The sequence below is a fragment of the Mesorhizobium sp. L2C084A000 genome, assembly GCF_000502875.1.
GTDB lineage: Bacteria > Pseudomonadota > Alphaproteobacteria > Rhizobiales > Rhizobiaceae > Mesorhizobium.
The window spans coordinates 1-26,170 of the sequence record NZ_AYWX01000002.1 but is presented as its reverse complement, the minus strand read 5'-3'; the positions used below and the strand labels follow the sequence as shown (position 1 = coordinate 26,170).

29 protein-coding genes, 1 tRNA gene and 1 pseudogene are annotated in these 26,170 nt (G+C 62.8%); 18 read left to right on the top strand and 13 right to left on the bottom strand.

Going from position 1 to position 26,170, the window contains the following annotated elements; genetic code table 11:
* Positions 1–24 precede the first annotated feature (24 nt).
* Together X735_RS161070 and X735_RS161075 are read right to left on the bottom strand one after the other, a co-directional pair.
* Positions 25–1,173: an amidohydrolase gene (locus X735_RS161070; protein WP_023809354.1), complete on the bottom strand. Its 1,149-nt coding sequence runs from the start codon at positions 1,171–1,173 to the stop codon at positions 25–27.
* Positions 1,174–1,336: 163 nt separating this feature from the next.
* Positions 1,337–1,780: an SRPBCC family protein gene (locus X735_RS161075; RefSeq protein WP_023809353.1), complete on the bottom strand. Its 444-nt coding sequence runs from the start codon at positions 1,778–1,780 to the stop codon at positions 1,337–1,339.
* A 439-nt stretch (positions 1,781–2,219) separates the two neighbouring features.
* On the opposite strand from X735_RS161075, the gene X735_RS1000000167130 reads away from it, so the two are divergent.
* Positions 2,220–2,363, top strand: coding sequence for a hypothetical protein (locus X735_RS1000000167130; protein ID WP_023809352.1), 144 nt, complete (start codon positions 2,220–2,222; stop codon positions 2,361–2,363).
* Positions 2,364–2,468: 105 nt separating this feature from the next.
* Here the strand turns inward: X735_RS1000000167130 and X735_RS161080 are convergent, their stop codons facing one another.
* Positions 2,469–3,161 (bottom strand): DUF2270 domain-containing protein, encoded by a 693-nt coding sequence (locus tag X735_RS161080; RefSeq protein ID WP_023809351.1) that lies wholly within the window; start codon positions 3,159–3,161, stop codon positions 2,469–2,471.
* 158 nt (positions 3,162–3,319) lie between these two features.
* On the opposite strand from X735_RS161080, the gene X735_RS161085 reads away from it, so the two are divergent.
* Positions 3,320–4,048, top strand: coding sequence for a gamma-glutamylcyclotransferase (locus X735_RS161085; protein ID WP_023809350.1), 729 nt, complete (start codon positions 3,320–3,322; stop codon positions 4,046–4,048).
* A 196-nt stretch (positions 4,049–4,244) separates the two neighbouring features.
* Complete coding sequence (locus X735_RS161090; protein ID WP_023809349.1) at positions 4,245–5,396, top strand: acyltransferase; 1,152 nt, start codon at positions 4,245–4,247, stop codon at positions 5,394–5,396.
* On the opposite strand, the gene X735_RS161095 is transcribed toward X735_RS161090, so the two are convergent.
* The 5 genes from X735_RS161095 to X735_RS161115 form a co-directional block, all read right to left on the bottom strand.
* Positions 5,383–7,362, bottom strand: a complete 1,980-nt coding sequence (locus tag X735_RS161095) for a glycoside hydrolase family 127 protein (protein ID WP_023809348.1) — start codon at positions 7,360–7,362, stop codon at positions 5,383–5,385. The two genes, X735_RS161090 and X735_RS161095, sit on opposite strands and share 14 nt — an antisense overlap.
* 23 nt (positions 7,363–7,385) lie before the next feature.
* Complete coding sequence (locus tag X735_RS161100) at positions 7,386–8,243, bottom strand: carbohydrate ABC transporter permease (RefSeq protein ID WP_023809347.1); 858 nt, start codon at positions 8,241–8,243, stop codon at positions 7,386–7,388.
* Positions 8,243–9,169, bottom strand: a complete 927-nt coding sequence (locus X735_RS161105) for a sugar ABC transporter permease (protein WP_023809346.1) — start codon at positions 9,167–9,169, stop codon at positions 8,243–8,245. The genes X735_RS161100 and X735_RS161105 overlap by 1 nt, the downstream gene beginning before the upstream one ends.
* 198 nt (positions 9,170–9,367) lie before the next feature.
* Positions 9,368–10,615, bottom strand: coding sequence for a sugar ABC transporter substrate-binding protein (locus X735_RS161110; RefSeq protein WP_023809345.1), 1,248 nt, complete (start codon positions 10,613–10,615; stop codon positions 9,368–9,370).
* Between the two features lie 62 nt (positions 10,616–10,677).
* A complete protein-coding gene (locus tag X735_RS161115; protein WP_023809344.1) occupies positions 10,678–11,721 on the bottom strand; it encodes a LacI family DNA-binding transcriptional regulator in 1,044 nt (347 codons plus the stop codon).
* A gap of 423 nt (positions 11,722–12,144) precedes the next feature.
* On the opposite strand from X735_RS161115, the gene X735_RS1000000168595 reads away from it, so the two are divergent.
* The 3 genes from X735_RS1000000168595 (at position 12,145) to X735_RS161125 (ending at position 12,811) form a co-directional block, all read left to right on the top strand.
* Positions 12,145–12,220, top strand: a tRNA-Cys gene (locus X735_RS1000000168595).
* Positions 12,221–12,410: 190 nt separating this feature from the next.
* Positions 12,411–12,614, top strand: a complete 204-nt coding sequence (locus X735_RS161120) for a hypothetical protein (RefSeq protein ID WP_023809343.1) — start codon at positions 12,411–12,413, stop codon at positions 12,612–12,614.
* A 5-nt stretch (positions 12,615–12,619) separates the two neighbouring features.
* On the top strand, positions 12,620–12,811 hold the full coding sequence (locus tag X735_RS161125) for a hypothetical protein (RefSeq protein ID WP_023809342.1): 192 nt from the start codon (positions 12,620–12,622) through the stop codon (positions 12,809–12,811).
* 28 nt (positions 12,812–12,839) lie between these two features.
* On the opposite strand, the gene X735_RS161130 is transcribed toward X735_RS161125, so the two are convergent.
* Positions 12,840–13,106 carry a DUF1488 domain-containing protein gene (locus tag X735_RS161130; protein ID WP_023809341.1) on the bottom strand — a complete coding sequence of 89 codons (267 nt, stop codon included), beginning with the start codon at positions 13,104–13,106 and terminating at the stop codon, positions 12,840–12,842.
* Positions 13,103–13,351: a hypothetical protein gene (locus X735_RS161135; protein ID WP_023760015.1), complete on the bottom strand. Its 249-nt coding sequence runs from the start codon at positions 13,349–13,351 to the stop codon at positions 13,103–13,105. The genes X735_RS161130 and X735_RS161135 overlap by 4 nt, the downstream gene beginning before the upstream one ends.
* A gap of 250 nt (positions 13,352–13,601) precedes the next feature.
* On the opposite strand from X735_RS161135, the gene X735_RS0133635 reads away from it, so the two are divergent.
* The 3 genes from X735_RS0133635 (at position 13,602) to X735_RS161145 (ending at position 16,377) form a co-directional block, all read left to right on the top strand.
* On the top strand, positions 13,602–13,964 hold the full coding sequence (locus X735_RS0133635) for a co-chaperone GroES (RefSeq protein WP_023809340.1): 363 nt from the start codon (positions 13,602–13,604) through the stop codon (positions 13,962–13,964).
* Between the two features lie 33 nt (positions 13,965–13,997).
* Entirely contained in the window at positions 13,998–15,623 is a 1,626-nt protein-coding gene (gene groL / locus X735_RS161140) for a chaperonin GroEL (RefSeq protein WP_023809339.1), read from the top strand.
* A 256-nt stretch (positions 15,624–15,879) separates the two neighbouring features.
* The gene (locus X735_RS161145) at positions 15,880–16,377 is read left to right on the top strand and encodes a GAF domain-containing protein (protein ID WP_023809337.1); all 498 of its coding nucleotides are present in this window, start codon (positions 15,880–15,882) and stop codon (positions 16,375–16,377) included.
* 12 nt (positions 16,378–16,389) lie between these two features.
* On the opposite strand, the gene X735_RS161150 is transcribed toward X735_RS161145, so the two are convergent.
* The 3 genes and pseudogenes from X735_RS161150 to X735_RS1000000169625 all read right to left on the bottom strand — a co-directional run.
* On the bottom strand, positions 16,390–17,445 hold the full coding sequence (locus X735_RS161150; RefSeq protein ID WP_023809336.1) for a YeiH family protein: 1,056 nt from the start codon (positions 17,443–17,445) through the stop codon (positions 16,390–16,392).
* A gap of 139 nt (positions 17,446–17,584) precedes the next feature.
* Positions 17,585–17,962 carry an ester cyclase gene (locus X735_RS161155; protein ID WP_023809335.1) on the bottom strand — a complete coding sequence of 126 codons (378 nt, stop codon included), beginning with the start codon at positions 17,960–17,962 and terminating at the stop codon, positions 17,585–17,587.
* A 394-nt stretch (positions 17,963–18,356) separates the two neighbouring features.
* A pseudogene (locus tag X735_RS1000000169625) lies at positions 18,357–18,473 on the bottom strand (cation transporter); the annotation flags it as partial.
* Between the two features lie 270 nt (positions 18,474–18,743).
* Here X735_RS1000000169625 and X735_RS161160 point away from each other — a divergent pair.
* From X735_RS161160 to X735_RS161200, 9 genes are all read left to right on the top strand, one after another.
* Positions 18,744–19,223, top strand: a complete 480-nt coding sequence (locus tag X735_RS161160) for a GNAT family N-acetyltransferase (protein ID WP_023809333.1) — start codon at positions 18,744–18,746, stop codon at positions 19,221–19,223.
* Between the two features lie 15 nt (positions 19,224–19,238).
* Positions 19,239–19,622: an ACT domain-containing protein gene (locus X735_RS161165; protein WP_023809332.1), complete on the top strand. Its 384-nt coding sequence runs from the start codon at positions 19,239–19,241 to the stop codon at positions 19,620–19,622.
* Positions 19,623–19,781: 159 nt separating this feature from the next.
* On the top strand, positions 19,782–21,215 hold the full coding sequence (locus X735_RS161170; RefSeq protein ID WP_023809331.1) for an aldehyde dehydrogenase family protein: 1,434 nt from the start codon (positions 19,782–19,784) through the stop codon (positions 21,213–21,215).
* 299 nt (positions 21,216–21,514) lie between these two features.
* Positions 21,515–21,937, top strand: a complete 423-nt coding sequence (locus X735_RS161175; RefSeq protein WP_023809330.1) for an MbcA/ParS/Xre antitoxin family protein — start codon at positions 21,515–21,517, stop codon at positions 21,935–21,937.
* Positions 21,931–22,629, top strand: a complete 699-nt coding sequence (locus tag X735_RS161180) for an RES family NAD+ phosphorylase (RefSeq protein WP_023809329.1) — start codon at positions 21,931–21,933, stop codon at positions 22,627–22,629. Before X735_RS161175 ends, X735_RS161180 begins: the two co-directional genes overlap by 7 nt.
* Before the next feature lie 65 nt (positions 22,630–22,694).
* The gene (locus X735_RS161185; protein ID WP_023809328.1) at positions 22,695–23,027 is read left to right on the top strand and encodes a metalloregulator ArsR/SmtB family transcription factor; all 333 of its coding nucleotides are present in this window, start codon (positions 22,695–22,697) and stop codon (positions 23,025–23,027) included.
* A 93-nt stretch (positions 23,028–23,120) separates the two neighbouring features.
* A complete protein-coding gene (gene arsB / locus X735_RS161190) occupies positions 23,121–24,185 on the top strand; it encodes an ACR3 family arsenite efflux transporter (RefSeq protein ID WP_032908875.1) in 1,065 nt (354 codons plus the stop codon).
* Positions 24,182–24,604 (top strand): arsenate reductase (glutaredoxin), encoded by a 423-nt coding sequence (gene arsC, locus X735_RS161195; RefSeq protein ID WP_023809326.1) that lies wholly within the window; start codon positions 24,182–24,184, stop codon positions 24,602–24,604. The genes arsB and arsC overlap by 4 nt, the downstream gene beginning before the upstream one ends.
* 63 nt (positions 24,605–24,667) lie before the next feature.
* Positions 24,668–24,988 carry a metalloregulator ArsR/SmtB family transcription factor gene (locus tag X735_RS161200; RefSeq protein WP_023809325.1) on the top strand — a complete coding sequence of 107 codons (321 nt, stop codon included), beginning with the start codon at positions 24,668–24,670 and terminating at the stop codon, positions 24,986–24,988.
* Positions 24,989–26,170 lie beyond the last annotated feature (1,182 nt).

The following is a 26,170-nucleotide window of genomic DNA, read 5'->3' as shown; positions in this document are numbered from 1 at the left end:
TTTCGGTGTTAGAGTTGGCGGAGGTCAGCCCAGCAAATTACGTGCCGTGCGCATGAAGATCCTTGACCCGATCGGGATCAGGTCGTCGGGAAAGTCATAGTCGGGATTGTGCAAGGCAGGGTGCCGCTCGCCTGCACCGAGGAAGAACATCGCCGACTTGGCACTATGGCCGAACAGGCCGAAATCTTCAGAGGCGCGCATCGGCAGGGCTTCTTCGCCGTGCGCGACGCCCTCTTCATCGAGCGCGCGCCGCAGATGCTCCACCGCGTCCGGCGCGTTGACGCTGGCGACGAAGATCTCGTGATAGTCCCAGCGGACGGAAAGGCGATGCTCGCCCGCGATCCTGGCGACCAGTGCTTCGGCAGCAGCGCACAGGTTTGCCATGCGCTCGTCACGCCGGGTGCGCAGCGTTGCCCACACCTCGGCGTGAGCCGGCGCGATGCCGAACACGGCTTCGCCCATCGCGGCATGGGTGACCGTCAGCATGGAGAAATCGTCATCGGCGAAGGTTCCGCGCCCGAGCGCCGGCAGCGCCGGCATCAACTCACTGATCGCCAGCATCGGCGAGATGCCGGTCTCCGGCATGGACGAATGGGCGGTCTTGCCTTCCAGCACGATGCGCATGCCGCGTGATGCACAGTTGACCACGCCGGCTTTGAGCCGCACCTCGCCGAACGGCACGCCGGGCAGGTTGTGCAATGAGAAAGCGAAATCCGGCACGATCTCGCCGAAGCGCGGATCGGCGACGACGCCGGCCGCGCCATTGCCGGTTTCCTCCGCCGGCTGGAACATCAGCACGACGCGGCCGCTTGCAGGCCTCTCGCGCCCCAACTGACGGCCGAGGGATGCCAGGATCGCGGTGTGTCCGTCATGGCCGCACATATGCGACTTGCCCGGCACGCGCGACGAATGCGGCACGCCTGAAAGTTCTTCGATAGGCAAGGCATCGAGTTCCGAACGGAACAGCACCGTCGGCCCCGCTTTGCCGCTGTCATATATGGCCGCGACGCCGTGCCCGCCGAGCTGTGTCAGCACCTTGTCCGGCCCCGTATCGGCGAGGAAGGCGACGACCTCTTTTGCGGTCTTCTCCTCTTCATTCGAGATTTCCGGTTGCTGATGCAGCTTGCGCCGCCATTCGGTTAGTTCGACAATGTCTCGATTGGTCAAAGTCATGCTTTTTCAGCCTCCGCTGCACTCTTCATTTCATTGACACGTCCAGTCACAGGGGGTGTCAAACGCAATGTTGAATTGCTAGCGATAAAGGGCAGTTCCCGCCACAGTCCAAGTTTCGGGCTTCGGCAGGCCAGAAACGACCGTTCTCCCAGCCACTCTCAGCCTATTGATTGATCTCGGGCTCGACGAGCTTTGCCAGATTTCTGAGCGACTCCTGCCAGCCGAGATAGCAGGCCTCGACCGGAATGACGTCCGGAATGCCCGCCTGGGTGATGTCGATTTCAGTGCCGACCGACACTTTTTTCAAGACCACGGTCACTCGTATCTCGCCGGGCAGGTTGGGATCGTCGAACCTGTCGGTGTAAAGCAGGCGCTCGCCCGGAACGAGTTCGAGATATTCGCCGCCGAAGGAGTGGCTGTCGCCGGTGGTGAAATTGCGGAACGACATCTTGAACGTGCCTCCGACCTTTGCCTCGAAATTATGGACCGTGCAGGTGAAGCCGTTTGGCGGAAGCCACTTGGCCAGCGCGTCCGCTTCAACGAAGGCGCGATAGACCTTTTCCGGGCTGGTCGTCAGAACGCGGTGCAAACGTACGGTGCCGGGCATTGCTGGATCCTTTCATGAATGCCTGTTCGATACCCCAAGGACGGACGAAGGCTAGCCAGTCCGACATTGGTTTGCGAATTTTTTGGGTTTGCGAATTTTTTGAGGCGCACGGCCTGCGTACCCACAGGCATGCCGTTCGACCCCGCGCCTGTCGGGCGAGGCGGCGGACGAACTGCACCGGCTCTGGAGCTGGCGTTCACCTGCTAAATCGGGTTCCTGAGCCATCTTGTTGTTCAGGCGCGGTTTTGCCGATTGGCGCGAACGGCCGCGCGTCCCGGCCAATGCTTCGAACGCGCTAAATAGGGCAGCGCGTCTTTGCCGTCCATGTGCCGATCATTAGAATTTGCATCTGATCAGAGTTGATTTCCTATCAGGCCGTTAATGCGGCCATGCTTTTAATAAGCATTTGCTAATAAATCCTCCGAACCTGAGGCAAGCAATGACCAAGAATCTCGGCAATGCACGTCATACGCCAGCGAAGGACCAGCAGGTCTCCCTTCTAGGCAAAGCCGCGCCGGCACTTTTTCCGCTGGTCGTGGCGGCACTGGGCTACATGATTGGCAAGCAGTTCTTCGGCATCTAGCCGCGAAGACAGGGTCTTCCGTTCCCCAAACGTCCCGGCGGACCAACCATGTCAACGCCGCGGGGCGCCGTTGACATTGCAGCGGCGTGTCGCCGGACATCAACGTCAAACATGGACGTCGCCGAAGGAAAGTTCGCCGTCGTCGCCGGCCGCGAAGAAGGCGAAGGCGAGCAGCCCGACATAGAAAGCCGCCACAAAGACCACGATCGCCACACCGGGAATCGGGCCAAGGGCGGCGCTGTCTACGGCCTCGCGAAGCGAGCCGACAAAGCCGGTCCTGACACCTGCGGACTGAAGGCTGGGGGTCGATATCTTCAGCACCCAGGCCAGCAGCAGGATCAGGAAGAGATAGAGATAATTTCGCCGCAGGCGGCGCGCCAGCGCGACACGTTGCGACAGCAGGAATTTCGGCGCGCGCAGGCCTTCGCCGACGATGAGCAGCCAGTCCGAGGCGAAGTCGGGCTGTGGGGAAAAGATCTGGGCGAAATAGTGGCGTTCGAACTGGCGTACGCGCGCCCGATAGAAATCGAAGAACCGATAGCGGCGCGCCTCGATCCACAGCAGCAGCAGGATCAGCAGCATGGCGAACAGCAGCACGCCGTGATGCGCACTGGCCGTCGACAGCGATACCGAAAGCAGCGCCGCCACCACCGTGATTGCCCAGTTGGTTGTCCTGTCCAGCCGGTCGCGCCATCCTGCCATGCGAGCGATCTCGGCGCGGTGGAAATGGGACAGCGTGTTGACGCGCTCCGCCGATGAAAGGACGGGGCCAGCGGGCTTTGCCGACGCGTCGTTCATGGCATCCTCCGGCAAGGAACAGAACAGTTTGCCGGCAACATCGTTCCAAGACGCGTCACGCAAGAGCGGCATCGGCCACTCGTGATCTATCTCGGCTGCACGGCCCTTGAGAATCCTTCAGCCTTCGGCAACATGGCGGTAGGGCTGGGAGCGCGAAGATGAGCAAGGCTATTTCCACCGCATCATCGAGGGTCCCGCGCAAGGCGCCGATGGCTCTGACCGAGGATCTCATCGCGCGCACCATGCGTGCTGTCGAGGATGCCGGGCCGACGCCGGGCATGGTTCACATGATCGATGCCGACTATGCGCGCATCCGCGACGAGGTGCTGGCCGGCGCTCCGGCCGGGCCGCTGAAACTATTTGCCTATGGCTCGCTGTTGTGGAAGCCCGCCGGCGAGGTGAGGGGCGGAGAACGCGCGGTGGCCAGCGGCTGGCATCGTTCGTTCTGCTTCACGGTGCAGCGTTTTCGCGGCACGGTCGAGCAGCCCGGCCTGATGATGGCGCTCGATCGCGGCGGCCAGTGCCAGGGCATGGTGTTCGAGATCGCGGAGCCGCTGGCGGCTAACCTCGAAGCGCTGCTGCGCCGCGAAATGACCATCCTGCCCGCCGTCAACGTGCCGCGCTGGCTGCAGGTCAGGACCGAAGGCGGCCCATGTCGCGCGCTTGGCTTCGTCGTCGATCCCGCCAATCCGCGTTATGCCGGCAAGCTCGACAAGCAGGCGATCGCGGCGACGCTGGTGACAGCCGCCGGTCATTGGGGCTCGGGCGCGCAATATCTTTTCGAGACGATCCGCCACCTCGAAGCCTGCGGCATCCGCGACCGCAATCTGTGGCGGTTGCAGGAATTGGTGGCCGTGGAGATCGGGCTGACCATCGCCCAGAAGTGATCCGCCCAGAAGTGATCCGCTCAGACGCGGCACGCTTCAGTCGTGTTTGGCCCCGGATGTTTGCAGGCCACAGCACTTTTCGAAGCAAATCTCTGATTTTGGAAGTCTCCGCAGTGAGGGTTTAATGAATTGAAAACAGTTCTGGCCCAACGATGACCTGAACACCGGCGCAGGAAACGGTGCGCGTGGGCAAATCATGAAATCCTCGACCGGAGAGCATTACCCAGCGCTGGATCATGTTCGTGGCCTGGCGGCCTTTCTTGTCTTTTCCTGGCATTTCCTTCATGCGTCTCCTGAAGGCCCGGTGCCTTATGACTTCGTGCCGGCTCTTCCCCTCTTCAGCGTTCTGGATGAAGGGCATACTGGCGTTTCCCTGTTCATGGCGCTTTCCGGGTACCTGTTCGCCAAGCTGCTCGATGGAAAGCAGATCAACTATCTGCCCTTCTTTGCCAACAGGGCCCTCAGGCTGCTTCCGCTTCTGCTGGTCGTGATATGTATCGAGGCTTGCCGCAGGTACCTGGCCGGACAGTCCCTCGACGGGTATTTCACGGGCGTCGGATTGGGGTTTCTTTTTCCCACCCTCCCGAATGGCGGCTGGTCGGTAACGATCGAAGCGCACTTCTACCTGTTGCTGCCGTTCTTGCTGATGGCATCCAGGCGGTTTGTGTTCGCGCCCTTGCTGTTCATCGCGGCAGCCATTGTGCTGAGGTCCGTCCTGTATGTGCAGATCGGCGAAGTGCAGTCGGCGGCGTCCGTAACCATCATAGGCCATGCGGATCAGTTCCTGGCCGGCATTCTTGCCTTCCACCTGCGTGCCCACGCGAAGAACCAACACTGGCTGGCGCTGGCCGTTCTCATGGCTTTTTCGGGGTTCTTCTGGTGGTTCGATGCAGCCGGCGGATTTTACCAACTGGGCCGCTATCCGTCGCCTCATTGGATATGGATCATCCTGCCGACCCTGGAGGCGGCAGCCTATTCATTCGGCATCGCCTACTACGACACGAGCTTTTCGAAAAAGCGAACAAGCCCGCCGTTCAGGATACTGGAGAAGGCGGGGGCCTACAGCTATTCGATCTATCTTCTGCACCTGTTCTTCGTCATGCAATTGGCGGCGTTCATAGACACGAATGTCATGAGCATCAGCAATTTCTACGTCGCATGCCTCTGGTCCGCATTGTGCTTCGTGGCGACGATCCCGATCGGCTATCTCAGCTACACCTGCGTCGAGGCGCCATTCCTGCGCCTGCGTCTGCGCTATATGGACCGAAAGCCCGAAACTGCGGCATCGACCGCGGCTGAGCTTGGATCGGTCATCGCCCATAGACCGACCTCGTTCAGCCGTCCCTGAGCCACACCAGCATTTCGCCGGGCTCGCGGTTGTCCCAGGCGAAATAGGGAATGGCGGTCAGGCGCGTCTCGGCGGTGGTCGGCGGCTCGGGCCTGTAGAGCCCGTCCTGCCAGCCGTCGGGGACATCGGCAAGTGCCGCGGTCGACAGCGTCACCACACCGCCGAGAAGTTCCGGCCGGTGCTGCGCTTCGATGGTGGCCGTCCGCGGCAGCGTCAGGCGATGCGGCTGGCTGTCATTGTCTGATGCCTCGACGCAATAAATCAGCGGACCGCGCGACAGCGCGACGCGGCCCGCATCCTGGCGCACCTGCGGGTTGGCATAGAGCCGCTCGATCGGCATTTCGAGATCGAGCCGGACATTGTCGCCCTTTTTCCATGTCCGCTTGATCGCGGCGTAGCCGTCGCTGGTGATTTCAGCCAGCTTGATGGCTTCGCGGTTCACCTTCAACTGGGCACTGGCGCTCCAGGCGGGAATGCGCAGGTGCAAGGTGAATTCGACCGGCGCCTGCGGTTCGAGCGCGATCTCGACGGCGCCGTCCCAGGGATACCTGCTCGTCTGCGTCAGGCTGACCGGGACGCCCGATATGTCGAAACGGGCGGTCGAGTCGCCATAGAGGTGGATGGCCAACGCATCGTCGGCCAGGCTGTAGAAATAGCTGCCGATCGAGGCGACCATGCGCCCGATATTGGGTGGGCAGCACGGGCAGCGGTGCCATTTCCACCTGTTGTGCTTGCCCCGGCTTTCCAATGGATTCTCGTAGAAAAACAGCGAGCCGTCGAGCGACAGGCCCGAGATCGAACCGTTGTAGAGGGCGCGTTCCATCATGTCGGCGTAGCGCGCGTTCGGCCCCATGCCAAGCATGCGGCTGGCCCAGAACACCAGGCCCACCGCTGCACAGGTCTCGGCATAGGCGCTCTCGTTGGGCAGGTCGTAGTCGCTGGTGAACCCCTCATTGTGCGCCGATGGTCCCAGTCCGCCAGTGATATAGAGGCTCTTGGTGGTGAGATCGTCCCACAGAAGGTCGAGTGTCGACCGCAGCGTGTCGTCGCCATATTCGGTGGCGATGTCGGCCATGCCCGAATAGAGGTACATCGCTCTGACCGCATGGCCGACGACCTTGTCCTGTTCGCGCACCGGGATGTGTGACTGGCTGTATTCATAGGTCTTGAAATGATAGGCCTTCGGGTCGGCGCCGCGGGCGCGGGCCTCCTCGTCGAAATAATGTGGCTGCTGCCCGCGCTGGTCGATGAAGTATTTGGCCAGCTCCATGTATTTCCGCTCGCCGGTCACCCGCGCCAGCTTGACCAGTGCCAGCTCGATCTCCTCATGACCGCAATAGCCCTTCTTCTTGCCGGGCTCGGGGCCGAGCACCGACGCGATATGGTCGGCATAGCGGCACATGATGTCGAGCAGCTTGCGTTTTCCCGTCGCCTGGTAATAGGCGACCGCGCCCTCGATCAGGTGGCCGGCGCAATAGAGCTCGTGGCAGTCGCGCAGATTGGTCCAGCGCTTGCCGGGCTGGATGCGCTGATACCAGCTCGAGAGATAGCCGTCCTCCTGCTGCAGCTTGCCATACATGTCGATGACGGCATCGATCTTCTTCTCCAGTTCGGGGTTCTTGCGCCGGTAAAGCGAATAGGCCGCGGTCTCGATCGTCTTGCCGAGATCGGAATCCCAGAACATCTGCGTGGTCACCGTCGATCCGGTGAATTCCGCGCCCTGGCGATCGGCTTCGTCGGGAGAGGGCGAGTGAAAGGGGATGACTATGCCGGGCGAGGGGCGGTCCGGATCGATCTGCTCCAGCATGCGGGCCTCGACGCAGCGCTCGTAGAGGATGTCGGCGGTGCGTGTGGCGACAGCGTCGGCGCGGTCGCCCCAGAAGCCGTGCACGTCGACCTGCGGCACCGGCAGCGGGCGGAAGGCGAGCTTCGGTTTTCCGGTTTTTGCGGATGGCGATGCGGTCATGAAACTTACTCCATTCGGTCTGTCTATTTGACGGCCCCGGCCATCAGGCCGCGGATGTAGAAGCGCTGCAGCGCCAGGAACAGGATCAGGCACGGCACCATCATCACGGTGACGCCAGCCTGCACCGCGCCCCAGTCGATGGCGCCGAAGCGGCCCGACTGCAGTGCGGTCATCATCACCGGCAGCGTGAACTTGGATTGGTCGGTCATCAGCACGAGGGCGGCGAGGAATTCGTTCCAGGCGCCGAGGAAGGCAAACAGGGCGATGGTGACGACGCCCGGCCAGACCAGCGGCAGCATCACCTTCAAAAGCATTGTGAGATTGCTGGCACCGTCCATGCGGGCGGCCTCCTCGATTTCGCGCGGCACGGCGTCGAAGGCGTTGCGCATCATGAAGATCGAGAACGGCAGTTGCAGCGTCACATAGACGCCGACCAGGCCGGTCAGGGTGTTGTGCAGGCCAAGCTTGGTCAGCACCAGGAAGATCGGCGTCAGGATCGACTGGAACGGGATCATGATCGTCGACAGGATGAGGATGAAGAACAGGTCCTTGAACGGAAACCGGAACCGCGAAAAGCCGTAGCCGGCCAGCACGCTGACGGCGACCGACAGCACCACCGTCATCACCGAGACATAGATGCTGTTTTGCGCCGAGACCCACAGCCCTTCGCCGAAGCTGTTGAGCGTGGCGTAGTTCTCCAGCGAGAAGCCTGTCGTCGGCCAGGGCGGCAGCGGCGGCAGGCGCGCTTCGGCCGCCGGCTTGAACGCCGACAGCACCGCCCAGACGATCGGCGCGGCAAACAGCACCGAGGCGATGATGCCGGTCGAATGCTCTGCGACGCGGCTCAGGAGCCGGCGGCTACGGGAGGCGGCCTGCGCCATCAGTCGAGACCCTCGGGTTTGCGCAACAACCATAGCTGGACGAGGCTGAGCGCCACCAGGATGACCAGCAGCACCATGGAAAGTGCCGCGCCATAGCCGAGCTTGAACGACACGAAGGACTGGTTGAAGATCCAATAGACCGCCGTCAGCGTCTGGTTGCGCGGGCCGCCGCGCAGGATGATGTAGAACTGGTCGAAGGCGAGGATCGAGCCGGCGACCGACAGGATCAGCGCCAGCGCCAGCGTACGACGCATCAGCGGCAAGGTGATCGCCCGGAACCTGGCGAACGGACCGGCACCGTCAATGACTGCGGCCTCCTGCAGATCCTGCGGGATCGATTGCAGGCCGGCCATCAGGATGATCATGGTGAAGCCGGCGACCTTCCAGACGACCATGGCGATGATCGACCAGAAGGCCGGCTGGAAGGTGGCCAGAAGGTTGAACTTCCTGTCGATCAGGCCGAGGTCATAGGCGGCCGGGCTGAACAGGCCGGAATCGACGTTCAACAGCCACGACCAGAGCAGGCTGGCCGAGGCGAAACCGACAACCGCCGGCATGAAGAACATGGTGCGGTAGAGATTGGTCAGCGGCCGCGGCCTTTCGACGAACAGCGCCAGCGGAAAGGCCACCACGAAGATCGCGATGGTGACGATCACGGTGTAGTAGGCGGTGAAGCGCAGCGCGTTCCAGAACCTGGTGTCGCGTAGGATGGCGACGTAGTTGCCGAGGCCGATATAACTGTGCTCGCCCATCAGCGGCCAATTGTGCAGCGACATCCACGCCGTCATGCCGAGCGGGATCAGGAAGAAGACGACGACCAGCGCGACAGCCGGCGCGACATAGAGCAGGCCGATCCATTGTTGGCGGCTGGCGACCCTGCGGGCGCGGGGCGGGGCAGGGGTTGCTGCGGTTGTGATAGAGCTCATGCCGTGCCTGTTCTTCCGTCGGATACAGTTGGCCGCCCCACCTCCCCCTTGTGGGGAGGTCGGACCGAAGGTCCGGGTGGGGGTACTGGCGCTGCCCCCACCCCGCTGCTTTGCAGCGACCCTCGCCACAAGAGGGAGGGTAAAGAACGCGCCGGCCACCCGCCCAGGGAGACGGGCGGGTGGCCGGGTAGGCCGCCGCTATTTTTGCGGCGCCTGGTCGATGATCGACTGCATCGTCTCTTGTGCGTTGGCTATGGCGCCATCGACATCGTCGCCGAAGAAGACCTCGTTGATCATCTGCGTCCACGGCCCGTTGGCGGAGTTGATCAGGTCGTTGAACACCACCGAATAGGGTGTCTTGCCCTTGGCCATAGCCTCGGCGGCGATCTGATAGCGTGGATCGAGGTCCTTCAGTGCCTCCTTGGCGATGTCGCCGCGCACCGGCAGGCTGCCGTATTTGGCGAGGATGGTCTGGCCCTCGAGCGAATAGGCGAAATCGAGGAACTCCTTCACCACGGGCAGTTTCGTGGTGCCCTTGGTGACGACGAAATTGTCGCCGCCGGCAAAGGACGACCAGCCGCTGTCCTTGCCCGGCAGGAAGGTGACGCCGTAGTCGACATCGGGATACTGGGTGTTGAGCGCGCCGATGGCGAAGGCGCCGGACGGCGAGATGCCGATATTGCCGGCGGCGAAGGCGGCAAAGAAGTTGGCGCCGGTGTCGGTCTGCGCACCTGCCGGGACCAGGTCTTTCTTGACCATCGAGCGGTAGAGATCGATGGCGCCGCGCAGCTGCGGGCTGTCCAGCGTCGCTTTCGAGCCGTCCTCCGAGAGGATGTCGCCACCCGACGCCCAGATCAGCGGCGTGAAGGTGAAGATGTTGCAGCCGCCGCAATTGCCGGAGAAGTAGAAGCCCTTGATGTTGCCGCCGAGCGCGTTGACTTTCTCGGCGTCGGTCGCGATCTCGGCCCAGTTGGCAGGGCCTTTTTCAGGGTCGAGGCCAGCCTGCTTGAACAGTTTCTTGTTCCAGATCAGCACCGAGGCGTCGGCGGAGAACGGCAGCCCGTAAATGTGGTCCTTGTAGGTGCCGGTCTTCACATGCGCAGGCGACAGGCTCGAGAAATAGGGCAGGGACTTGGCCCAGTCGGTGATGTCCTCCAGCTGGCCGGCGGCGGCGAAGGAGGGCGTGTAGATCAGGTCGAGCGACAGCGCGTCGGGCGCGGTGCCGCCGGCCGCGGAGGCACCATATTTCGGGATGATCTCGGCATTGGGGATGATGTCGAGCTTGACCTGGTTGGTGTGCGCCTTGTTGTAGGCGTCGACGATCCTCGGCATGAAATTCGAGCCGTCGGCGCGCACCCAGATGTTGGCCGTCTCGGCGGCCGCGGCACCGATGCCGCCACCCAGAACGGCAGCGGCCAGGGCCAGTTTGGCAATAAGGTTCCTCATGTTCTCCTCCTCCAGGGTTGGCCGCGCTCCGCGGCTTGGCGCCGACTGCGCGGCGCTTGGTTTCAGCCATCCAGCGGATGGCCGCATGACTGCCGCACCACCAGCCGGCACGGCAGTTTTCGAATGCCCGGCGCGGCGGGCTTGCCGCCGACCAGCGAAAGCAGGGTCAGCCCGGCCTCGCGCCCGAGAGCAACCAGGTTCATGTCGATGGAGGTCAGCGGCGGACGCGTCGCCTCGGCCACGATCTCCCAATTGTCGAAACCGATGACGCCGATATCGCCGGGTACGTCGAGGCCGCGTTCGCGCAGAGCATCAATGACGCCGCGCGCGATCTGGTCGTTGCCGCAGAAGACCGCGTCCGGCCTTTCGCTTTTGCCGTCGAACAGTTGCGCAACCGCCTGGTGACCCCAGGCTTCCGACCAGGAGCCGAGCAGCGGCTCGCTGACCGTCAGGCCGTTTTCGACGAGCACGTCGCGGTAAGCCTGGACGCGCGCGTGCACCACGGCAAAGCTCGCCGGCCCGGTGACGTGGGCGATGCGCTTGCGGCCCAGCCGGCAGAAATGCTCGACGGCCAGCCGGGCGCCGCCAACATCGTCCGAGACGAAAGCGACGGCGTCGGGATCTGGCTGCGTGAAGGCATAGATCACCGGGACGCGCAGATTGGAGAGGTCGACGGGGAGATGGCGATCGATGCGCTTGCCGGTGGCGATGATGCCGTCCACGCGCTTGTCGAGCATGGCGTCGACATGCATCTGGCCCAGCCGCGGATCCTCCTCGACATTGCACAGGAACACCGAGACGCCATTGTCGACCAGCGCGTCCGAAATGCCCGACATCAACGGCAGCGAGAAGCGGCCATAGGTATCGTTGGTGAGCAGGCCGACGGTGAAGCTACGGCGCCGGAGCAGGCTTTGCGCCAGGCTGTTGGGTCGGAAGCCAAGCCGCCGGGCGGTCTCGCGAATGCGTTCGCGCGTCTCGGCTGTCATCCGGCCCTGGCCGTTGAGCGCCTTGGATGCGGTGGCGACGCTGACTCCGGCCTGGGCGGCCACGTCACGCAAGGTGACTGGCTTGGAAAAGACCGGAACAGGCAGATCGTCCGATGGCATCGCGCCGAGATCCTTGGTTGGGAAAAGGTTTTCTCTTGCCGAGCCGGATAAGGCCCGGCAGGTGGCCGAGCCCGACGACGATTGTTTGAGAAAACCTTTTCTCAGATGAAGCTAAGCCAGATCGAATCGCTGTTCAAGGGGAAAAGTTGGTTGGCCTCCGCTCCTCTCCTCCGAAATGCAACGCGGGGTAAAAGCAGCCTCGGAAGCGCGTAGCTCAGGGGAAGAACGTCAGTCGCAGTGCTGGAGGCCCTCGGTCGAGACGGGGCGGGCTGCCGCTTGGGGCGTGAAGGATTTCAACTCTGCGCCGGAAGCGAGACCCGGCAAGGTTGGCTGGCGAACGCTCTGAAACTCGACCCCGAAAATTCTGAACAATCCCTCGGGATTAACCTTTCCGTAAATATTTGGCCGCTACTTCACAGCCATGGCCTCGTGGCGGAGCGGCTACGCTGGAGACGGCAAATCTCTGAAGCCTCGGTTCGATCCCGAGGCGAGGCCTCCAAAATTTGGCGTCCCAATCTGCCCCGGGCGCAGTCAGTTCCCACGAATAGATTGTGTGTTGCGAATGCAGTAGGGACTGGCCGTCAAAGCAGTCCTGTCTTGAATTTGGCATGCAGGCGCTCGCGAAAAAAGTGCTATGGAAGGGGTGCGAGCGTTCTTGCTTCGCTTTTCCCTGACATTCGAGGCCTTTCGTGCGTGAACCGTCGCTGCTGCCCGTCTTTGGAAAACTTGGCCTCAAGGCCCCTGTCGCCTTGGCGGCGGCACCGGTCTCGTCGGCAGGTGTGCCGCACCTGCGGAAGCTTCTGGCCGTGCATGGCGGCATGGTGCTGAAACTGTCGGTCGTCGCCTGGACGGTGCTGATCCTGGGCGCCGTGTTTTTCACGATGCAAGGCTGACCGCCATGGCCAACCGCTACACGCTGCGCATGGAGCTTCCCCAGAGCTGGAGCATCATCGATGTCTTCACCGGCCAGCCTGCGGTTGTCCGGCAAAAGGTGATGGTCGGGATGGGGCCGCGCGAGGCCGAGGACATGGTCGTGCAGATGAATGTCCGCGACGTCAGACGCCGCGAAAGGGCCGAGCGCAAGACCTGATCGCGGTCAGCGCCAACTCGCCGCCATTTCAGCCGAAATCGGCCGCCGTCAGCACATACATGCTCTTGCGGGTGCGGTCATAGGCCTTCGACGCCACCTCGCGGATGGCGCTGCTCTCGGTGTCGAATGTCTGGAGATAACCGGCTTCGTCGGCAGCTGTGCCCGGCCGCATCTTGGCCATGGCGTCGGCAGCGACGGAAAACGAGATCTGGAACATGCCGTCATGGCCAACGAAACGAATGCGCTGGCCCGCTTCGTCATAGCTGCGGCTGCGGTTGGGAAAGGTGAGGCTCATGTCTTGGCCTCCGTGGCTTTCTTGGTCACCCGCTTCTTCTTCGGCGTCGGATTGAGGGCCTCGGCGACACGATCGGCCTCTTCCTTGGCCAGCCGAAGCTCCCTCAGCCTTGCCGTCTTGATTTCCCTGGCTCTTGCCTCGGACATATATTCGGCGGTCGCCTTGTTTTTCTCCGCTGTCTTCTTCTGCTTGTCGACAAAGCGGGCTTCAGCTTTTTCCATGATCGTCTGATTGCCTTCGGCCATCGAAGAAATCTCCCTTGTGCCTGAAATCGTGAAAGTGAACTTGTCCGATAAATAGGCACTCGATCGGCAAAATTCAATCTTTTGAATTATTTGACATTCTGCGGATATCACGAAACGGCCAGCTGAAATAATACTTTTGAATATTTAATATGGTCCGCGAATAATTTTTGGCACTCCTATCTATCGAGTGCCAACGCGTCTATAGAGGAGGGGCGTGGCCGCCTGTGCCGGCCCCAGAAAGAAAGTTCCCATGAAATTTCGGCCACTCCACGACCGCGTCGTCATTCGTCGCGCCGAAGGCGATATCAAATCCAAGGGCGGGATCATCATCCCCGACACTGCCAAGGAAAAGCCGCAGGAGGGCGAAGTCATCGCCGTCGGGCCTGGCGCACGCGACGAAAACGGCGCGCTTGTTCCGCTCGACGTCAAAGCCGGCGACTTCATCCTGTTCGGCAAATGGTCGGGCACCGAGGTCAAGATCGACGGCGAGGACCTTCTGATCATGAAGGAAGCCGACATCATGGGCGTCATCGACAAGAGCGAGACCGGGATCATCGACAAGGGCGAGACGGCTGCAACCGACAAGACCGTGGCCGCCAAGAAAGCTGCCTGACCTCATTTTCTCCGAACGAACTGGATAAAAATCATGTCTGCCAAGGAAATCAAATTCTCCACCGATGCGCGCGACCGCATGCTACGCGGCGTCGAGATCCTCACCAATGCGGTGAAGGTCACGCTCGGCCCCAAGGGCCGCAACGTCATCATCGACAAGGCCTATGGCGCGCCGCGCATCACCAAGGACGGCGTCACCGTCGCCAAGGAAATCGAGCTTGCCGACAAGTTCGAGAACATGGGCGCCCAGATGGTGCGCGAAGTGGCCTCGAAGACCAACGACCTCGCCGGTGACGGCACCACCACCGCCACGGTGCTGGCCGCCTCGATCCTGCGCGAAGGCGCCAAGCTGGTCGCCGCCGGCATGAACCCCATGGATTTGAAGCGCGGCATCGACCAGGCGGTTTCCGCCGTGGTCAAGGAAATCCAGGCGCGCGCCAAGAAGGTCAAGTCGTCGGCCGAGATCGCACAGGTCGGCACCATCGCCGCCAATGGCGATGCCAGCGTCGGCGAGATGATCGCCAAGGCGATGGACAAGGTCGGCAATGACGGCGTCATCACAGTCGAGGAAGCCAAGACCGCAGAGACCGAACTCGACGTCGTCGAAGGCATGCAGTTCGACCGCGGCTATCTCTCGCCCTATTTCGTCACCAATGCCGACAAGATGCGCGTCGAGCTGGAAGAGCCCTACATCCTCATCCACGAGAAGAAGCTCGGCAATCTGCAGGCGATGCTGCCGATCCTCGAAGCGGTGGTGCAGAGCGGCAGGCCGCTGCTGATCATCTCCGAGGACGTCGAGGGCGAGGCTCTGGCGACGCTGGTCGTCAACAAGCTGCGCGGCGGCCTCAAGGTCGCGGCCGTCAAGGCGCCGGGCTTCGGCGATCGCCGCAAGGCGATGCTGGAAGACATCGCCGTGCTGACATCAGGCCAGATGATCTCCGAGGACCTCGGCATCAAGCTTGAAAACGTCACCATCGAGATGCTCGGCCGCGCCAAGCGTGTGCTGATCGAGAAAGACACCACCACGATCATCGACGGTGCCGGCACCAAGGCGACGATCCAGGCGCGTGTCGCCCAGATCAAGGGCCAGATCGAAGAGACGACCTCCGACTACGACAAGGAGAAGCTGCAGGAGCGACTGGCCAAGCTCGCCGGCGGCGTTGCCGTCATCCGCGTCGGCGGCGTCACCGAGTCGGAAGTCAAGGAAAAGAAGGACCGCATCGACGATGCGCTGAACGCCACCCGCGCGGCGGTTGAAGAAGGCATCGTGCCCGGCGGCGGCGTGGCTCTGCTGCGTGCCCGCTCGGTGCTTGGCGGCCTGACCGGCGCCAATGCCGATGTCACGGCCGGCATCACGATCGTGCTGCGGGCGCTCGAAGCGCCGATCCGCCAGATCGCCGAGAATTCCGGCGTTGAAGGCTCGATCGTCGTCGGCAAGCTCACCGACAGCAAGGACCACAATCAGGGTTTTGACGCCCAGAACGAGGTCTATGTCGACATGATCAAGGCAGGCATCGTCGATCCGGCGAAAGTGGTGCGCACCGCACTGCAGGATGCCGGTTCGATCGCAGCCCTTCTGATCACCGCCGAAGCGATGATCACCGACATCCCGCCGAAAGACGCTGCCCCGGCGGGCGGCGGCGGTATGGGCGGCTACTAAAACCCGGGACTTGTCCGATCTCTTTGAGAGGTGAATGACGGCCCCGATCGGGGCCGTCATGATTCTCAAGATGATCGCAAAGTTTACGCATAGCTGCCTTGCCGTCCGGCTCAGCGCCGGGAGGCACCCCTGATCTTGCGGCTTTCGGAGGGGACGCAATCCACGCTAGACTGTGCGGGCGGCCGTCTGGTCGCGGAGCTCGCCGACTTTGGCAAGCGATCGGACGAACAGCTATCCTCGATACGGAGACACGTTCATGTTTGCGGCCAAGGCCATCGACACCTCAGACAAGGCCGCGTTCTACCGCGACCTCGCCACTCAGCTTAAGGCGCTGCTCGACGGCGAGCGCGATTCGATCGCCAACGCCGCCAACACCGCAGCACTCATCTTCCAGATGGTGCCGGACCTCAACTGGGCCGGGTTCTATTTCCTGCAGTCGGACGAGGAAATGGTGCTCGGGCCGTTCCAGGGCAAGCCGGCCTGTATGCGCATCGCCGTCGGCAAGGGCGTGTGCGGAACGGCGGTCGAACTCGGCACCTCGATGCTGATCAAGGACGTGCATGATTTTCCCGGCCACATCGCCTGCGATGCCGACTCGCGCTCGGAACTGGTGGTGCTGCTCGAGGACGATGAAGGCGTCTTCGGCGTGCTCGATCTCGACAGCCCGCTGCCCGGCCGCTTCGACAAGGCCGACCAGGCCGGCATCGAGACGCTGGCGGCGATCTATGCCGCGGCGAGTTCGTTCGAGGACTAGGCCCGGTTTAGACTAGGCGAATTTCACCAGCAGCAGGCTGAAGCAGCCGATGAACAGGAAGGCCGAGAAGGCGAGCGCCAAGGGGCGCAGGCCGCGTGAGCGCAACTGCGAGATGTCGGCCTGCAGGCCCATGGCGGCCAGCCCCATGGTCAGCATGATGGTGGTGGCGAGCGCCATTGCCGATTTCACCTCGGCCGGCACGGTGACGAGGCTGTTCAGCGCCACGATGGCGACGAAGGCGGCGACGAACCACGGCATGGGCGGCCGCGCCGCCACCTCACTGCTGCTCCTGCGGCGCGCCATCAGGCCGAGCGCGACGACCATCGGCGCCAGCATGGCGACGCGGGTCAGCTTGGCGACGGTGGCGATCTCGCCGGACTGGGTGCCGTTCTGGAAGCCGGCGCCGATGACTTGCGCCACTTCATGGATCGAGGCGCCTGCCCACAGGCCGAAAGCGTGCTGGTCGAGGCCGAGCATGGGCGCCATGAGCGGGAAGCCGAGCATGGCGACGGTGCCGAACAAGGTGATCGAGGCGACGGCGTAGGTGACGTCCTCGTCGCGCGCATCGGTGACGATGTTGGTGGCGACGATAGCCGAGGCGCCGCAGATCGAGGTGCCGGCGGCGATCAGCTGCGCCAGCTTGGCGTCGACGCCGATCAGCCGACCGAGCGTGATGGTGAAAACGAAGGTGGCACCAAGCGTGGCCGCGACAATGCCGACGCCGCCGGCGCCGATCGAGACGACTTGGCCGAGCGTCAGCTGGAAGCCGAGCAGCACGATGGCGAAGCGCAACAGGCGCTTTTGCGAGAATGCGATACCGGCTTTGGCGTGCACCGGTGTGCCGAGCACGTTGGAGTGGATCATGCCGGCAACGACGGCCAGGATCATCGGGCTGAACAAGGCGACGCCGGAGACATTGCGGGCCGAGAAGGCAACAGCCGTGATCATCGTGACAAGGACGACGCCGGGGACGATGCCATTCCAGTTGAGGGATTTCCGCCTTGGTGTCAGATCAGCAGGAAAAGCGCTTTTCGGAATATCGTTCGCGAAGTGGGAAACGGAAGACAATGCAATGCTCCAGGCGAGTACGCGGGGAGAATGTCATTCCTCAAATAATCTTTCCAACGAATTATTTTCGTCATAATGATCGGTTTTTACGAACGATCGGTCGGGCATTGGCTGTGCGTCATCTTCTGGCCGACCTGGATTAAAGCTGCGCTTCGATCGCCGCCTTGTCGATCACCGACCAGACGTTCCTGATTGTGTCGTCGAGGAATTCATAGAAGACGTTCTCACTGAAGGAGATCTTCCGGCCGTTGATGGGCAGGCCGAAGAAGGTTCCCTTCGGCGTGCAGTTGAACTGGAGCCGGCTGGCTATGAACGGCGGTTCGGCGATTTGCAGTTGGATGTCGAAATAGAGGTCTGGGATCTCCCGAAAATCGCGCTCCAGCATTTCGCGGTACCCCGCCAGCCTGACGCGGTCGCCATTGTAGTGGACCTCGTCATGGACGAAGCGATGCAGATTTTGCCAATCCTGATTGTTGAGGCAGGCGATGTAGCCTCGATAGAGGTCGGTAACGGTCACGGCGATGGCTCCGGTGCTTGGTCTGGGTCGAGCAAAAAGATAGAACGACTGCGGGTGCAGTCCAGATGCGACATCGCCTGCCGGCGCGCCGCCTAGAACATGCCGCGGTCGTTGCTCCGCTGGTCGTCGTCCACCAGATGCGGCTGATAGATTCCCGTCCGCGCCGTCCGCCGCCAAGGCCGGGCCGGGTCCGCCGGATTTGTGTGGATATCGGCGACGGGGATGGAGGGTGTTCCATTGGCCGGGCATTGCGCCGCCACCGGCCGCCGGGGGCAACGATTCCCGAAGGCGCGGTCAGGCTGTGTTGCGCGGGGAGGGAGAAACTGGCCCAGTAATTGTTGCTTGCCGCGCGTCCCTGCATCTCGACGGCGAAAGCCGGCCGTCGGCGGCGGTGATTGTCGGATGCGTCCTCCAGAAAATCGATGCTGTCCGCGAACAGCGATGCCGATCCGATCCAGACGGCTACGGCAAACTCGATCCCGAAATAGGCCAGGTTCAGGATGGCAACCATCCGCACCCTTGTTCAGCGTTCCGGTCATATTTTGTCCATCGATCAATTGCCGTTTATCGCAAGGCCCGCAGCGATTCCATGACATGAGACATTACCGATCGAGCAGCCGCCTTGACAGCGCCACGCATCATGTTCCAGCTTGGCGCCATGTTCGTCCTCGCGCCCACCAACACCAAGCGACGCCGCACCTGCACAGTGCGGAGCGGCAGACTGATTGCGCGACGACAAAGACCGGCAGGATAGATCCNTTTTCATATCTGGAGCACTTTGATGACCACCAATTCTTCTATCCGGCTTCGGCCCGCCGAGCCCGCTGACGCCACCGCGATCCGGGATATCGTTCGTGCCGCCTATGTCAAATGGGTGCCGGTGATCGGCCGCGAGCCGCTGCCTATGCGCGCCGACTACGACAAGGCTGTTGCCGAGCATCCGTTCGATCTCGCCGTCGAGGATGGCGGCATTGTCGGGATGATCGAAACCATCCTGGCCGCAGATCACCTCTGGATCGAGAATGTCTGCGTGGCACCGGATGCGCAGGGGAGAGGGATTGGCCGGCTGTTGCTGGAGCTGGCCGAGCGCAAGGCAATCGAAGCAGGACGTGCCGAGCTTCGCCTGCTGACCAATGGCGCCTTCGAGGCGAATGTGTCGCTCTACAAGAGGCAGGGCTATGTCATCGATCGGGAAGAGCCGTTCATGGGCGGCATGACGGTCTATATGAGCAAGAGGCTCGCGGGATTACCGGCAATCTGACGAAGGAGTTCGATAATGGCTGCCAGGGTCAGGCTTAAGCAACTCCTAGGGCTTTACGCGGTTTCCCGGCTGGAGGCGGGCGAGATCATTCCCGGTTGGGCGGACGGGCCAGGCTTCGTCAGCATCACAAGGACTGACGACGAGCTTTCGATCGTTTGCTTGCAGGACCGCGTGCCGCATGCCGTCAAGCAGGATATCGACTGGGTGGCCTTCAAACTCGAGGGCCCGTTTGCCTTCGATGAAACCGGTATCGTGCTGTCGGTTATCAGGCCGTTGTCGGAAAACGGGTTGGGCATCTTCCTGGTGTCCACTTTCGATGGTGACCATCTGTTGGTGAAAGCGACGGATCAGGCCGCCGCGAGGCGGTTTCTGGTCGAGGCCGGGCATATCTTGCTGTAGTCCATCCTCACCACTACTCGCTGGCCCAACCGCTCTGGCTCAATCACTGCCGCACTGGCTCAACGACTTCGGGGGTTGCGTTTGACAGCGGCGTTTGTGCATCGTTATCTCCAGCCAGATATGACGGCCCGGCGCGGCCATGCGGCCAAGGAGAAAACCATGTCACACAATCTGCAATTCTATATCGATGGCGCGTGGGTCGATCCTGTTGTGCCCAACACATTGGACGTCATAGATCCCTCGAATGAGGACGCCTTTGCGCAGATTTCGCTAGGCTCCAAGGCCGATGTCGACAAGGCGGTGGCTGCCGCCAAGCGCGCCTTCAACAGCTTTGGTTTTACAGAGGTTGGTGAGCGGCTCGACCTGCTGAACCGCATCATCGCGGTCTACAAGAAGCGCAGTGGCGATCTTGCCGTCGCTGTGTCACGCGAGATGGGCGCGCCGCGCCAGATGGCGTTGGACAGCCAGGTCGGCATTGGGCTGGCGCATCTGACCAAAATGGCCGAGACGCTGAAGACTTTCGAATTCCGCCACGTGAAGGGCAACCATCTGGTGGTCAAGGAGCCGATCGGCGTCGTCGGGCTGATCACGCCGTGGAACTGGCCGCTCAACCAGATCACCTGCAAGGTCGGTCCGGCGCTTGCTGCTGGCTGCACGATGGTGCTGAAGCCCTCCGAGATCGCGCCGCTCGACGCCATCATCTTCGCCGAAATCCTGGACGAGGCCGGCGTGCCGAAGGGCGTCTTCAACCTCGTCAATGGCGACGGTCCCGGCGTCGGCCAGGCGCTGTCCAGCCATCCCGACATCGACATGGTGTCGTTCACCGGCTCGACCCGTGCCGGCATCCTGGTGGCCAAGGCCGCCGCCGACACGGTCAAGCGCGTGCATCAGGAGCTTGGCGGCAAGTCGGCCAACATCCTGTTCGGGGATGTCGACCTCGCAAGCGCCGTCAGCAAGGGCGTCGCCGGCTGCTTCAGCAACAGCGGCCAGTCCTGCAACGCGCCGACGCGCATGTTCGTGCCGCGCGACCGCCATGAAGAGGCGGCCGGCTATGCCAAGGCGGCTGCGGAAAAGTTCACCGTCGGCCCCGCTGACGCCGCCGGCACCAAGCTCGGCCCGGTCGTCAGCCAGGTTCAGTTCGACAAGATCCAGGACCTGATCCAGGCCGGCATCGATGAAGGTGCGACGCTGGTAGCGGGCGGCCCAGGCCGGCCGGCCGAGCTTAACCGCGGCTACTATGTCAGGCCGACGGTGTTCGCGGACGTCACCCACGACATGCGCATCGCGCGCGAGGAGATCTTTGGGCCGGTGCTGGCGATCATGCCCTATGACAGCGTCGACGAGGTGGTCGAGACCGCCAACGACACCGTCTATGGCCTCGCTTCCTACATCCAGGCCAAGGACATGAAGAAGGCGCGCGAAGTCGCGGCGCGCATGCGCACCGGTAATGTCTACATCAATTATCCGCAGTGGGACGCCGGCCTGCCGTTCGGCGGCTACAAGCAGTCGGGCAATGGCCGCGAATATGCCGAATACGGGCTCGAGGATTTCCTCGAGATCAAGGGCATCGCAGGGTATGAGGCGGCAGAGTAGACGGGGTACTGGCGGCGACTTTCAGGACTTGGGTTCCTCGCCCCCGCAAAGCGGGGGAGAGGTGGCCGCGAAGCGGTCGGAGAGGGGGCTGCGACGCTGGCAAGTTCCCTCTAAATCACCTAAGGCCGCGCCGCCCCCGCTCCGTCTCGGCTTCCCCGAGCCACCTCTCCCCCACTTCCGTGGGGGCGAGGAACCCAAACCCTGCCACGTCCCGCCATCCTCTTCCCATCAGATGCGGTTTAACTTATCTTGCCAATTGGCAAATACATGCTATATGTCTGCCAACAGCGAGGCACAAAATGCAGCTTCAGTCCATCGTCACCACGCCGGCCACGGTCGGAGCCGCTATCTCGGATGAAGAAGCTGGCGCGCTGGCGCGCACCACGGTCAATCTGTTCAAGGCCTGGAATCTCACCGACCTGGAGGCCTGCATCCTGCTCGGCGGCATGTCGGCGCGGACCTGGGCGCGTTGGAAGACTGGGGCGAAGGAAGGCGGCGTCGGCAGGATCGACCGCGACCTGCGCACCCGCTTGGCGCATCTGATGGGCATCCATAAGGGCCTGCGCTATCTGTTCACGGACCCGGCGCGCGGCTATGCCTGGATACGCAAGCCCAATACCGCCTTCGGCGGCCAGTCGGCCCTCGATCTGATGCTGCGCGGCGAAATTTCCGATCTCTCGGCGATGCGCGAATGGCTCGATGCGGAGCGTGGTGCATGGTGAGTGGGCTTGCGGTCCGGCGCGGCGTCCATTGGCACCAGACCTTCCGCATCATCCGCTCTATCCACCCGCCGATCGACCTGTTCGAGGACATTGCCGATCCGCGCGACTGGGAGGCGTTGGCCTCGGTCGAGGCGAAGACCAACCCGCGCATAAGGTTCGAGATCGGCGACCTCGGCAAGGTGTCGGCCGCAAGGCGGGTTTCCGGCCCCGGCGCCAGCTTCGTGATGGCGCCCTTCGTGCACTGTTCGACGCTGCGGCCGGGACGCTTCTCGGATGGCAGCTACGGCATCTACTATGCGGGCGACAGCGAGGAGGTGGCGCTGGCCGAGACCATCCACCACCATCAGAAATTCATGCGTGCCACCAACGAGGGGCCGGGCTGGACGGCGGATTTCCGCGTGCTGATCGGCAGCGTCGACCGCGACCTCGATGATGTCAACGCCGTGCCCGGCGTGCTCGACCCGGACGACTATTCCGCCTCGCAGGCGGAAGGGCGGGCGCTGCGGGCAGCAGGCAGCGACGGGCTGGTGTGGAACAGCGTGCGCATGCCGGGCGGCGGCTGCATCGGCATCTTCTGGCCCGACGCGATCACCATTCCAGTCCAGGGCCGCCACTACAGCTACCACTGGGACGGCGCCCGCGTCGACTTCGTGCGCCAGCACGATACGGGAAAGGTGCTTGCCGTCACATGATGGCGGCGGACACTCTTTACAGATCGCTGGGAAGCCGATATCCATAAATCCAAGGATTCGGATATATGGATAAGAAAAGCACTTTGAATGCGCTGGCCGCACTTGGCCAGGAGACGCGGCTGGATGTCTTCCGGCTGCTCGTGCGTGCCGGTCCGGAAGGTATCCCGGCGGGCGAGATCGCAACGAGGCTCGACACGGTCCAGAACACCATGTCGGCGCATCTGAAGGTGCTCGCCCATGCCGGGCTGATCCGTCCCGAACGCGACGGAAGGACCGTGCGCTATGTCGCCGATATGACCGGCTTGCGCGACCTGCTGGCCTATCTGATGGAAGATTGCTGCAATGGCGCGCCGGAGCTCTGCCGTCCCGTCATCAATGCCGTGACCTGTGACTGCTGAGGGGCTTGTGACTGTCCGCCGCGCGCCGTTCGAACAAGGAAAGCCATCATGACCGATCATGCTTTGAACGCAGCTGTGGCGGTGCGGCCCGGCATCGGCTTCGTCGAGAAATATCTGACGGTGTGGGTTGTACTGTGCATCGTCACGGGCATCGCGCTTGGCCATCTGCTGCCGGGCGTGTTCGGAGCCATCGCGTCGGCCGAGATCGCCAGGGTCAACATTCCTGTCGCCGTGCTGATCTGGCTGATGATCGTGCCGATGCTCTTGCGCGTCGATTTCGCCTCGCTGGCCAGGGTCGGCACCTATTGGCGCGGCATCGGCGTGACGCTGTTCATCAACTGGGCGGTGAAGCCGTTCTCGATGGCGCTGCTGGGCTGGCTCTTCATCGGCTGGCTGTTCCGGCCATGGCTGCCCGCCGTGCAGATCGATTCCTACATTGCCGGGCTGATCATCCTTGCCGCGGCGCCCTGCACGGCGATGGTTTTCGTCTGGTCGAACCTGACGCGCGGCGAGCCGAATTTCACGCTTTCGCAAGTGGCGCTCAACGACGCGATCATGATCGTCGCTTTCGCCCCCATCGTCGGCCTGCTGCTCGGCCTGTCGGCGATCACCGTGCCATGGGGCACGCTGATGCTGTCGGTCGCACTCTACATCGTCGCGCCGGTGATCGTCGCGCAGTTAGTTCGTGGCCGGCTGCTGGCAGCGAGGGGACAGGTCGGGCTCGATGCCCTGCTTGCCACGCTGCAGCCCTTGTCGCTGATTGCCTTGCTGGCGACGCTGGTACTGCTGTTCGGCTTCCAGGGCGAGCAGATCATTGCGCAGCCGCTGGTGATCGTGCTGCTGGCAGTGCCGATCCTGATCCAGGTCTATTTCAACTCCGGTCTTGCCTATCTGCTCAACCGCCTCAGCGGCGAGCGGCACTGCGTGGCTGGACCATCGGCGCTGATCGGCGCGTCGAACTTCTTCGAGCTGGCGGTGGCCGCCGCGATCGCGCTGTTCGGGCTGAATTCGGGCGCGGCTCTTGCCACCGTGGTCGGGGTGCTCATCGAGGTTCCGGTCATGCTGTCGGTGGTGTGGATCGTGAACCGCAGCAAGGGCTGGTACGAGAAGGGTGGCGCCGTCCGGAATACCATGTCGACTGGGAAGGCCTCGAAATGACCATCACCATCTACCACAACCCCGATTGCGGCACGTCGCGCAACACGCTGGCCATCATCCGGCAGTCGGGCGAGGAGCCGGAGGTGATCGAATATCTGAAGACGCCGCCGTCGCGACAAAGGCTAGTCGAACTGATCGCCGCGATGGGCATCACACCGCGAGACCTGCTGCGCGAGAAGGGCACCCCCTATGCCGAACTCAGCCTTGCCGACCCGAAATGGTCCGACGAGCAGATCGTCGATTTCATGCTGGCACATCCGATCCTTATCAACCGGCCGATCGTGGACAGCCCGCTCGGCGTCGTCCTTGCACGGCCGTCGGAAAAGGTGCTGGACATCCTGCCCAACCCGGAGATCGGTGCGTTCACCAAGGAGGATGGCGAGGTGATCACAGGCGCCTCGGGCAAACGCGCCGGCTGATGTTATTTCCATATTTTTCGAAATTAAGTTGACGGCGCGAAAAGTGCCGCGTAGTTTATTTCCATGAAACTCGAAAAAGCAGCTGCCCAGCTTGAAGCACTCGGCAATCCGACGCGACTTCAGCTCTATCGCATCCTGGTGCGCGCCGGTGACGACGGGCTTGCCGTCGGCAGCGTCCAGGGCAAGCTCGACATTCCGTCATCGACGCTGTCGCATCACCTCAAACGGCTGGTCGACACCGGGCTTGTCACGCAGGAGCGGCAAGCGACGACGCTGATCTGCCGCGCCAACTATCCCGGCATGAATGCGCTGATCGGCTATCTCGCCGACGAGTGCTGCGCTGACGCCGTCTGCGCGCCCGCCGTCGGCAAAGCACTGGTTTGATTTTTTTGCACTTATAATTCGAACATACCGGAAGGATCGAACCTATGGACATGATGGCAAACCTTCCCGTCGCGGTGATCGGCGCCGGCCCGGTCGGGCTGGCAGCCGCGGCGCATCTGGTCGAGCGCGGCATTCGTCCGTTGATCCTGGAGCGCGGCGAAAGCGTGGGTGCGGCGCTGCTCGATTGGGGCCATGTGCGGGTGTTTTCGCCATGGAAATACAACATCGATACGGCGGCGCGGGCGCTGCTCGACCGCTCCGGCTGGACGGCGCCGGACAGCCAGGGCCTGCCGACCGGCGGCGAGATCGTGCGCGATTATCTGACGCCGCTTGGCCGGCTTCCCGCGATCGCCGCCAATTTGAAGCTCGGCGCCGAGGTCACCGCGATCACCCGTCAGGGACACGACAAGGTCGCCAATGATGGCCGCAAGGACGCGCCCTTCGTCATCCGCTATCGCGATGCCGGCGGCGAACACCGCGTTCTCGCGCGCGCCGTCATCGACGCGTCCGGAACATGGTGGCGGCCAAATCCGATCGGCGTCGACGGGCTGCCGGTTTCCGGCGAAGGCGAGGCGTCGGCACGCATCGCCTATGGCATTCCCGACGTGCTCGGCAAGGCGAGAGAAGACTATGCGGGCAAGCGCATCCTGGTCATCGGCGGCGGGCACTCGGCCATCAACGTCGCGCTGGCGCTGATGGAGCTGCAGGATGCGGCGCCTGGCACCGAAATCTTCTGGGCGCTGCGCCACGCCAGCATCGAGAGATTGCTCGGCGGCGGGCTGAACGACCAGTTGCCGGAACGCGGCGCGCTTGGGCTGGCTGCCAGGCAGGCGATGGCGGATGGCAGGCTGAACATGCTGGCGCCCTTCGCCGTCAACGGCATCAAGACGCAGGGCGAGGGGCTTGTTGTCGATGCCGGCCTGGGTGGCAAGCCGTTCAGCCTGGCCATCGACCGCATCGTCGTCACCACCGGCTTCAGGCCAGACCTGTCGTTCCTGAGCGAAATCCGCATCGCGCTCGATCCCGCCGTCGAGGCGCCGCCGGCACTGGCGCCGCTGATCGATCCAAACTTCCACTCATGCGGCACGGTTCCCGCGCATGGCATTGCAGAGCTCGCCCATCCCGAACCGGGCTTCACCATCGTCGGCTCGAAATCCTACGAGATCGGAAGAGCACACGTCT

Bases quoted from the DNA above. Each gene is read 5' to 3' on its own strand.
- X735_RS161070 (WP_023809354.1), bottom strand. From the start codon at position 1,173: ATGACTTTGACCAATCGAGACATTGTCGAACTAACCGAATGGCGGCGC.
- X735_RS161075 (WP_023809353.1), bottom strand. From the start codon at position 1,780: ATGCCCGGCACCGTACGTTTGCACCGCGTTCTGACGACCAGCCCGGAA.
- X735_RS1000000167130 (WP_023809352.1), top strand. From the start codon at position 2,220: ATGACCAAGAATCTCGGCAATGCACGTCATACGCCAGCGAAGGACCAG.
- X735_RS161080 (WP_023809351.1), bottom strand. From the start codon at position 3,161: ATGAACGACGCGTCGGCAAAGCCCGCTGGCCCCGTCCTTTCATCGGCG.
- X735_RS161085 (WP_023809350.1), top strand. From the start codon at position 3,320: ATGAGCAAGGCTATTTCCACCGCATCATCGAGGGTCCCGCGCAAGGCG.
- X735_RS161090 (WP_023809349.1), top strand. From the start codon at position 4,245: ATGAAATCCTCGACCGGAGAGCATTACCCAGCGCTGGATCATGTTCGT.
- X735_RS161095 (WP_023809348.1), bottom strand. From the start codon at position 7,362: ATGACCGCATCGCCATCCGCAAAAACCGGAAAACCGAAGCTCGCCTTC.
- X735_RS161100 (WP_023809347.1), bottom strand. From the start codon at position 8,243: ATGGCGCAGGCCGCCTCCCGTAGCCGCCGGCTCCTGAGCCGCGTCGCA.
- X735_RS161105 (WP_023809346.1), bottom strand. From the start codon at position 9,169: ATGAGCTCTATCACAACCGCAGCAACCCCTGCCCCGCCCCGCGCCCGC.
- X735_RS161110 (WP_023809345.1), bottom strand. From the start codon at position 10,615: ATGAGGAACCTTATTGCCAAACTGGCCCTGGCCGCTGCCGTTCTGGGT.
- X735_RS161115 (WP_023809344.1), bottom strand. From the start codon at position 11,721: ATGCCATCGGACGATCTGCCTGTTCCGGTCTTTTCCAAGCCAGTCACC.
- X735_RS161125 (WP_023809342.1), top strand. From the start codon at position 12,620: ATGGCCAACCGCTACACGCTGCGCATGGAGCTTCCCCAGAGCTGGAGC.
- X735_RS161130 (WP_023809341.1), bottom strand. From the start codon at position 13,106: ATGAGCCTCACCTTTCCCAACCGCAGCCGCAGCTATGACGAAGCGGGC.
- X735_RS161135 (WP_023760015.1), bottom strand. From the start codon at position 13,351: ATGGCCGAAGGCAATCAGACGATCATGGAAAAAGCTGAAGCCCGCTTT.
- X735_RS0133635 (WP_023809340.1), top strand. From the start codon at position 13,602: ATGAAATTTCGGCCACTCCACGACCGCGTCGTCATTCGTCGCGCCGAA.
- groL (WP_023809339.1), top strand. From the start codon at position 13,998: ATGTCTGCCAAGGAAATCAAATTCTCCACCGATGCGCGCGACCGCATG.
- X735_RS161145 (WP_023809337.1), top strand. From the start codon at position 15,880: ATGTTTGCGGCCAAGGCCATCGACACCTCAGACAAGGCCGCGTTCTAC.
- X735_RS161160 (WP_023809333.1), top strand. From the start codon at position 18,744: ATGACCACCAATTCTTCTATCCGGCTTCGGCCCGCCGAGCCCGCTGAC.
- X735_RS161165 (WP_023809332.1), top strand. From the start codon at position 19,239: ATGGCTGCCAGGGTCAGGCTTAAGCAACTCCTAGGGCTTTACGCGGTT.
- X735_RS161170 (WP_023809331.1), top strand. From the start codon at position 19,782: ATGTCACACAATCTGCAATTCTATATCGATGGCGCGTGGGTCGATCCT.
- X735_RS161175 (WP_023809330.1), top strand. From the start codon at position 21,515: ATGCAGCTTCAGTCCATCGTCACCACGCCGGCCACGGTCGGAGCCGCT.
- X735_RS161180 (WP_023809329.1), top strand. From the start codon at position 21,931: ATGGTGAGTGGGCTTGCGGTCCGGCGCGGCGTCCATTGGCACCAGACC.
- X735_RS161185 (WP_023809328.1), top strand. From the start codon at position 22,695: ATGGATAAGAAAAGCACTTTGAATGCGCTGGCCGCACTTGGCCAGGAG.
- arsC (WP_023809326.1), top strand. From the start codon at position 24,182: ATGACCATCACCATCTACCACAACCCCGATTGCGGCACGTCGCGCAAC.
- X735_RS161200 (WP_023809325.1), top strand. From the start codon at position 24,668: ATGAAACTCGAAAAAGCAGCTGCCCAGCTTGAAGCACTCGGCAATCCG.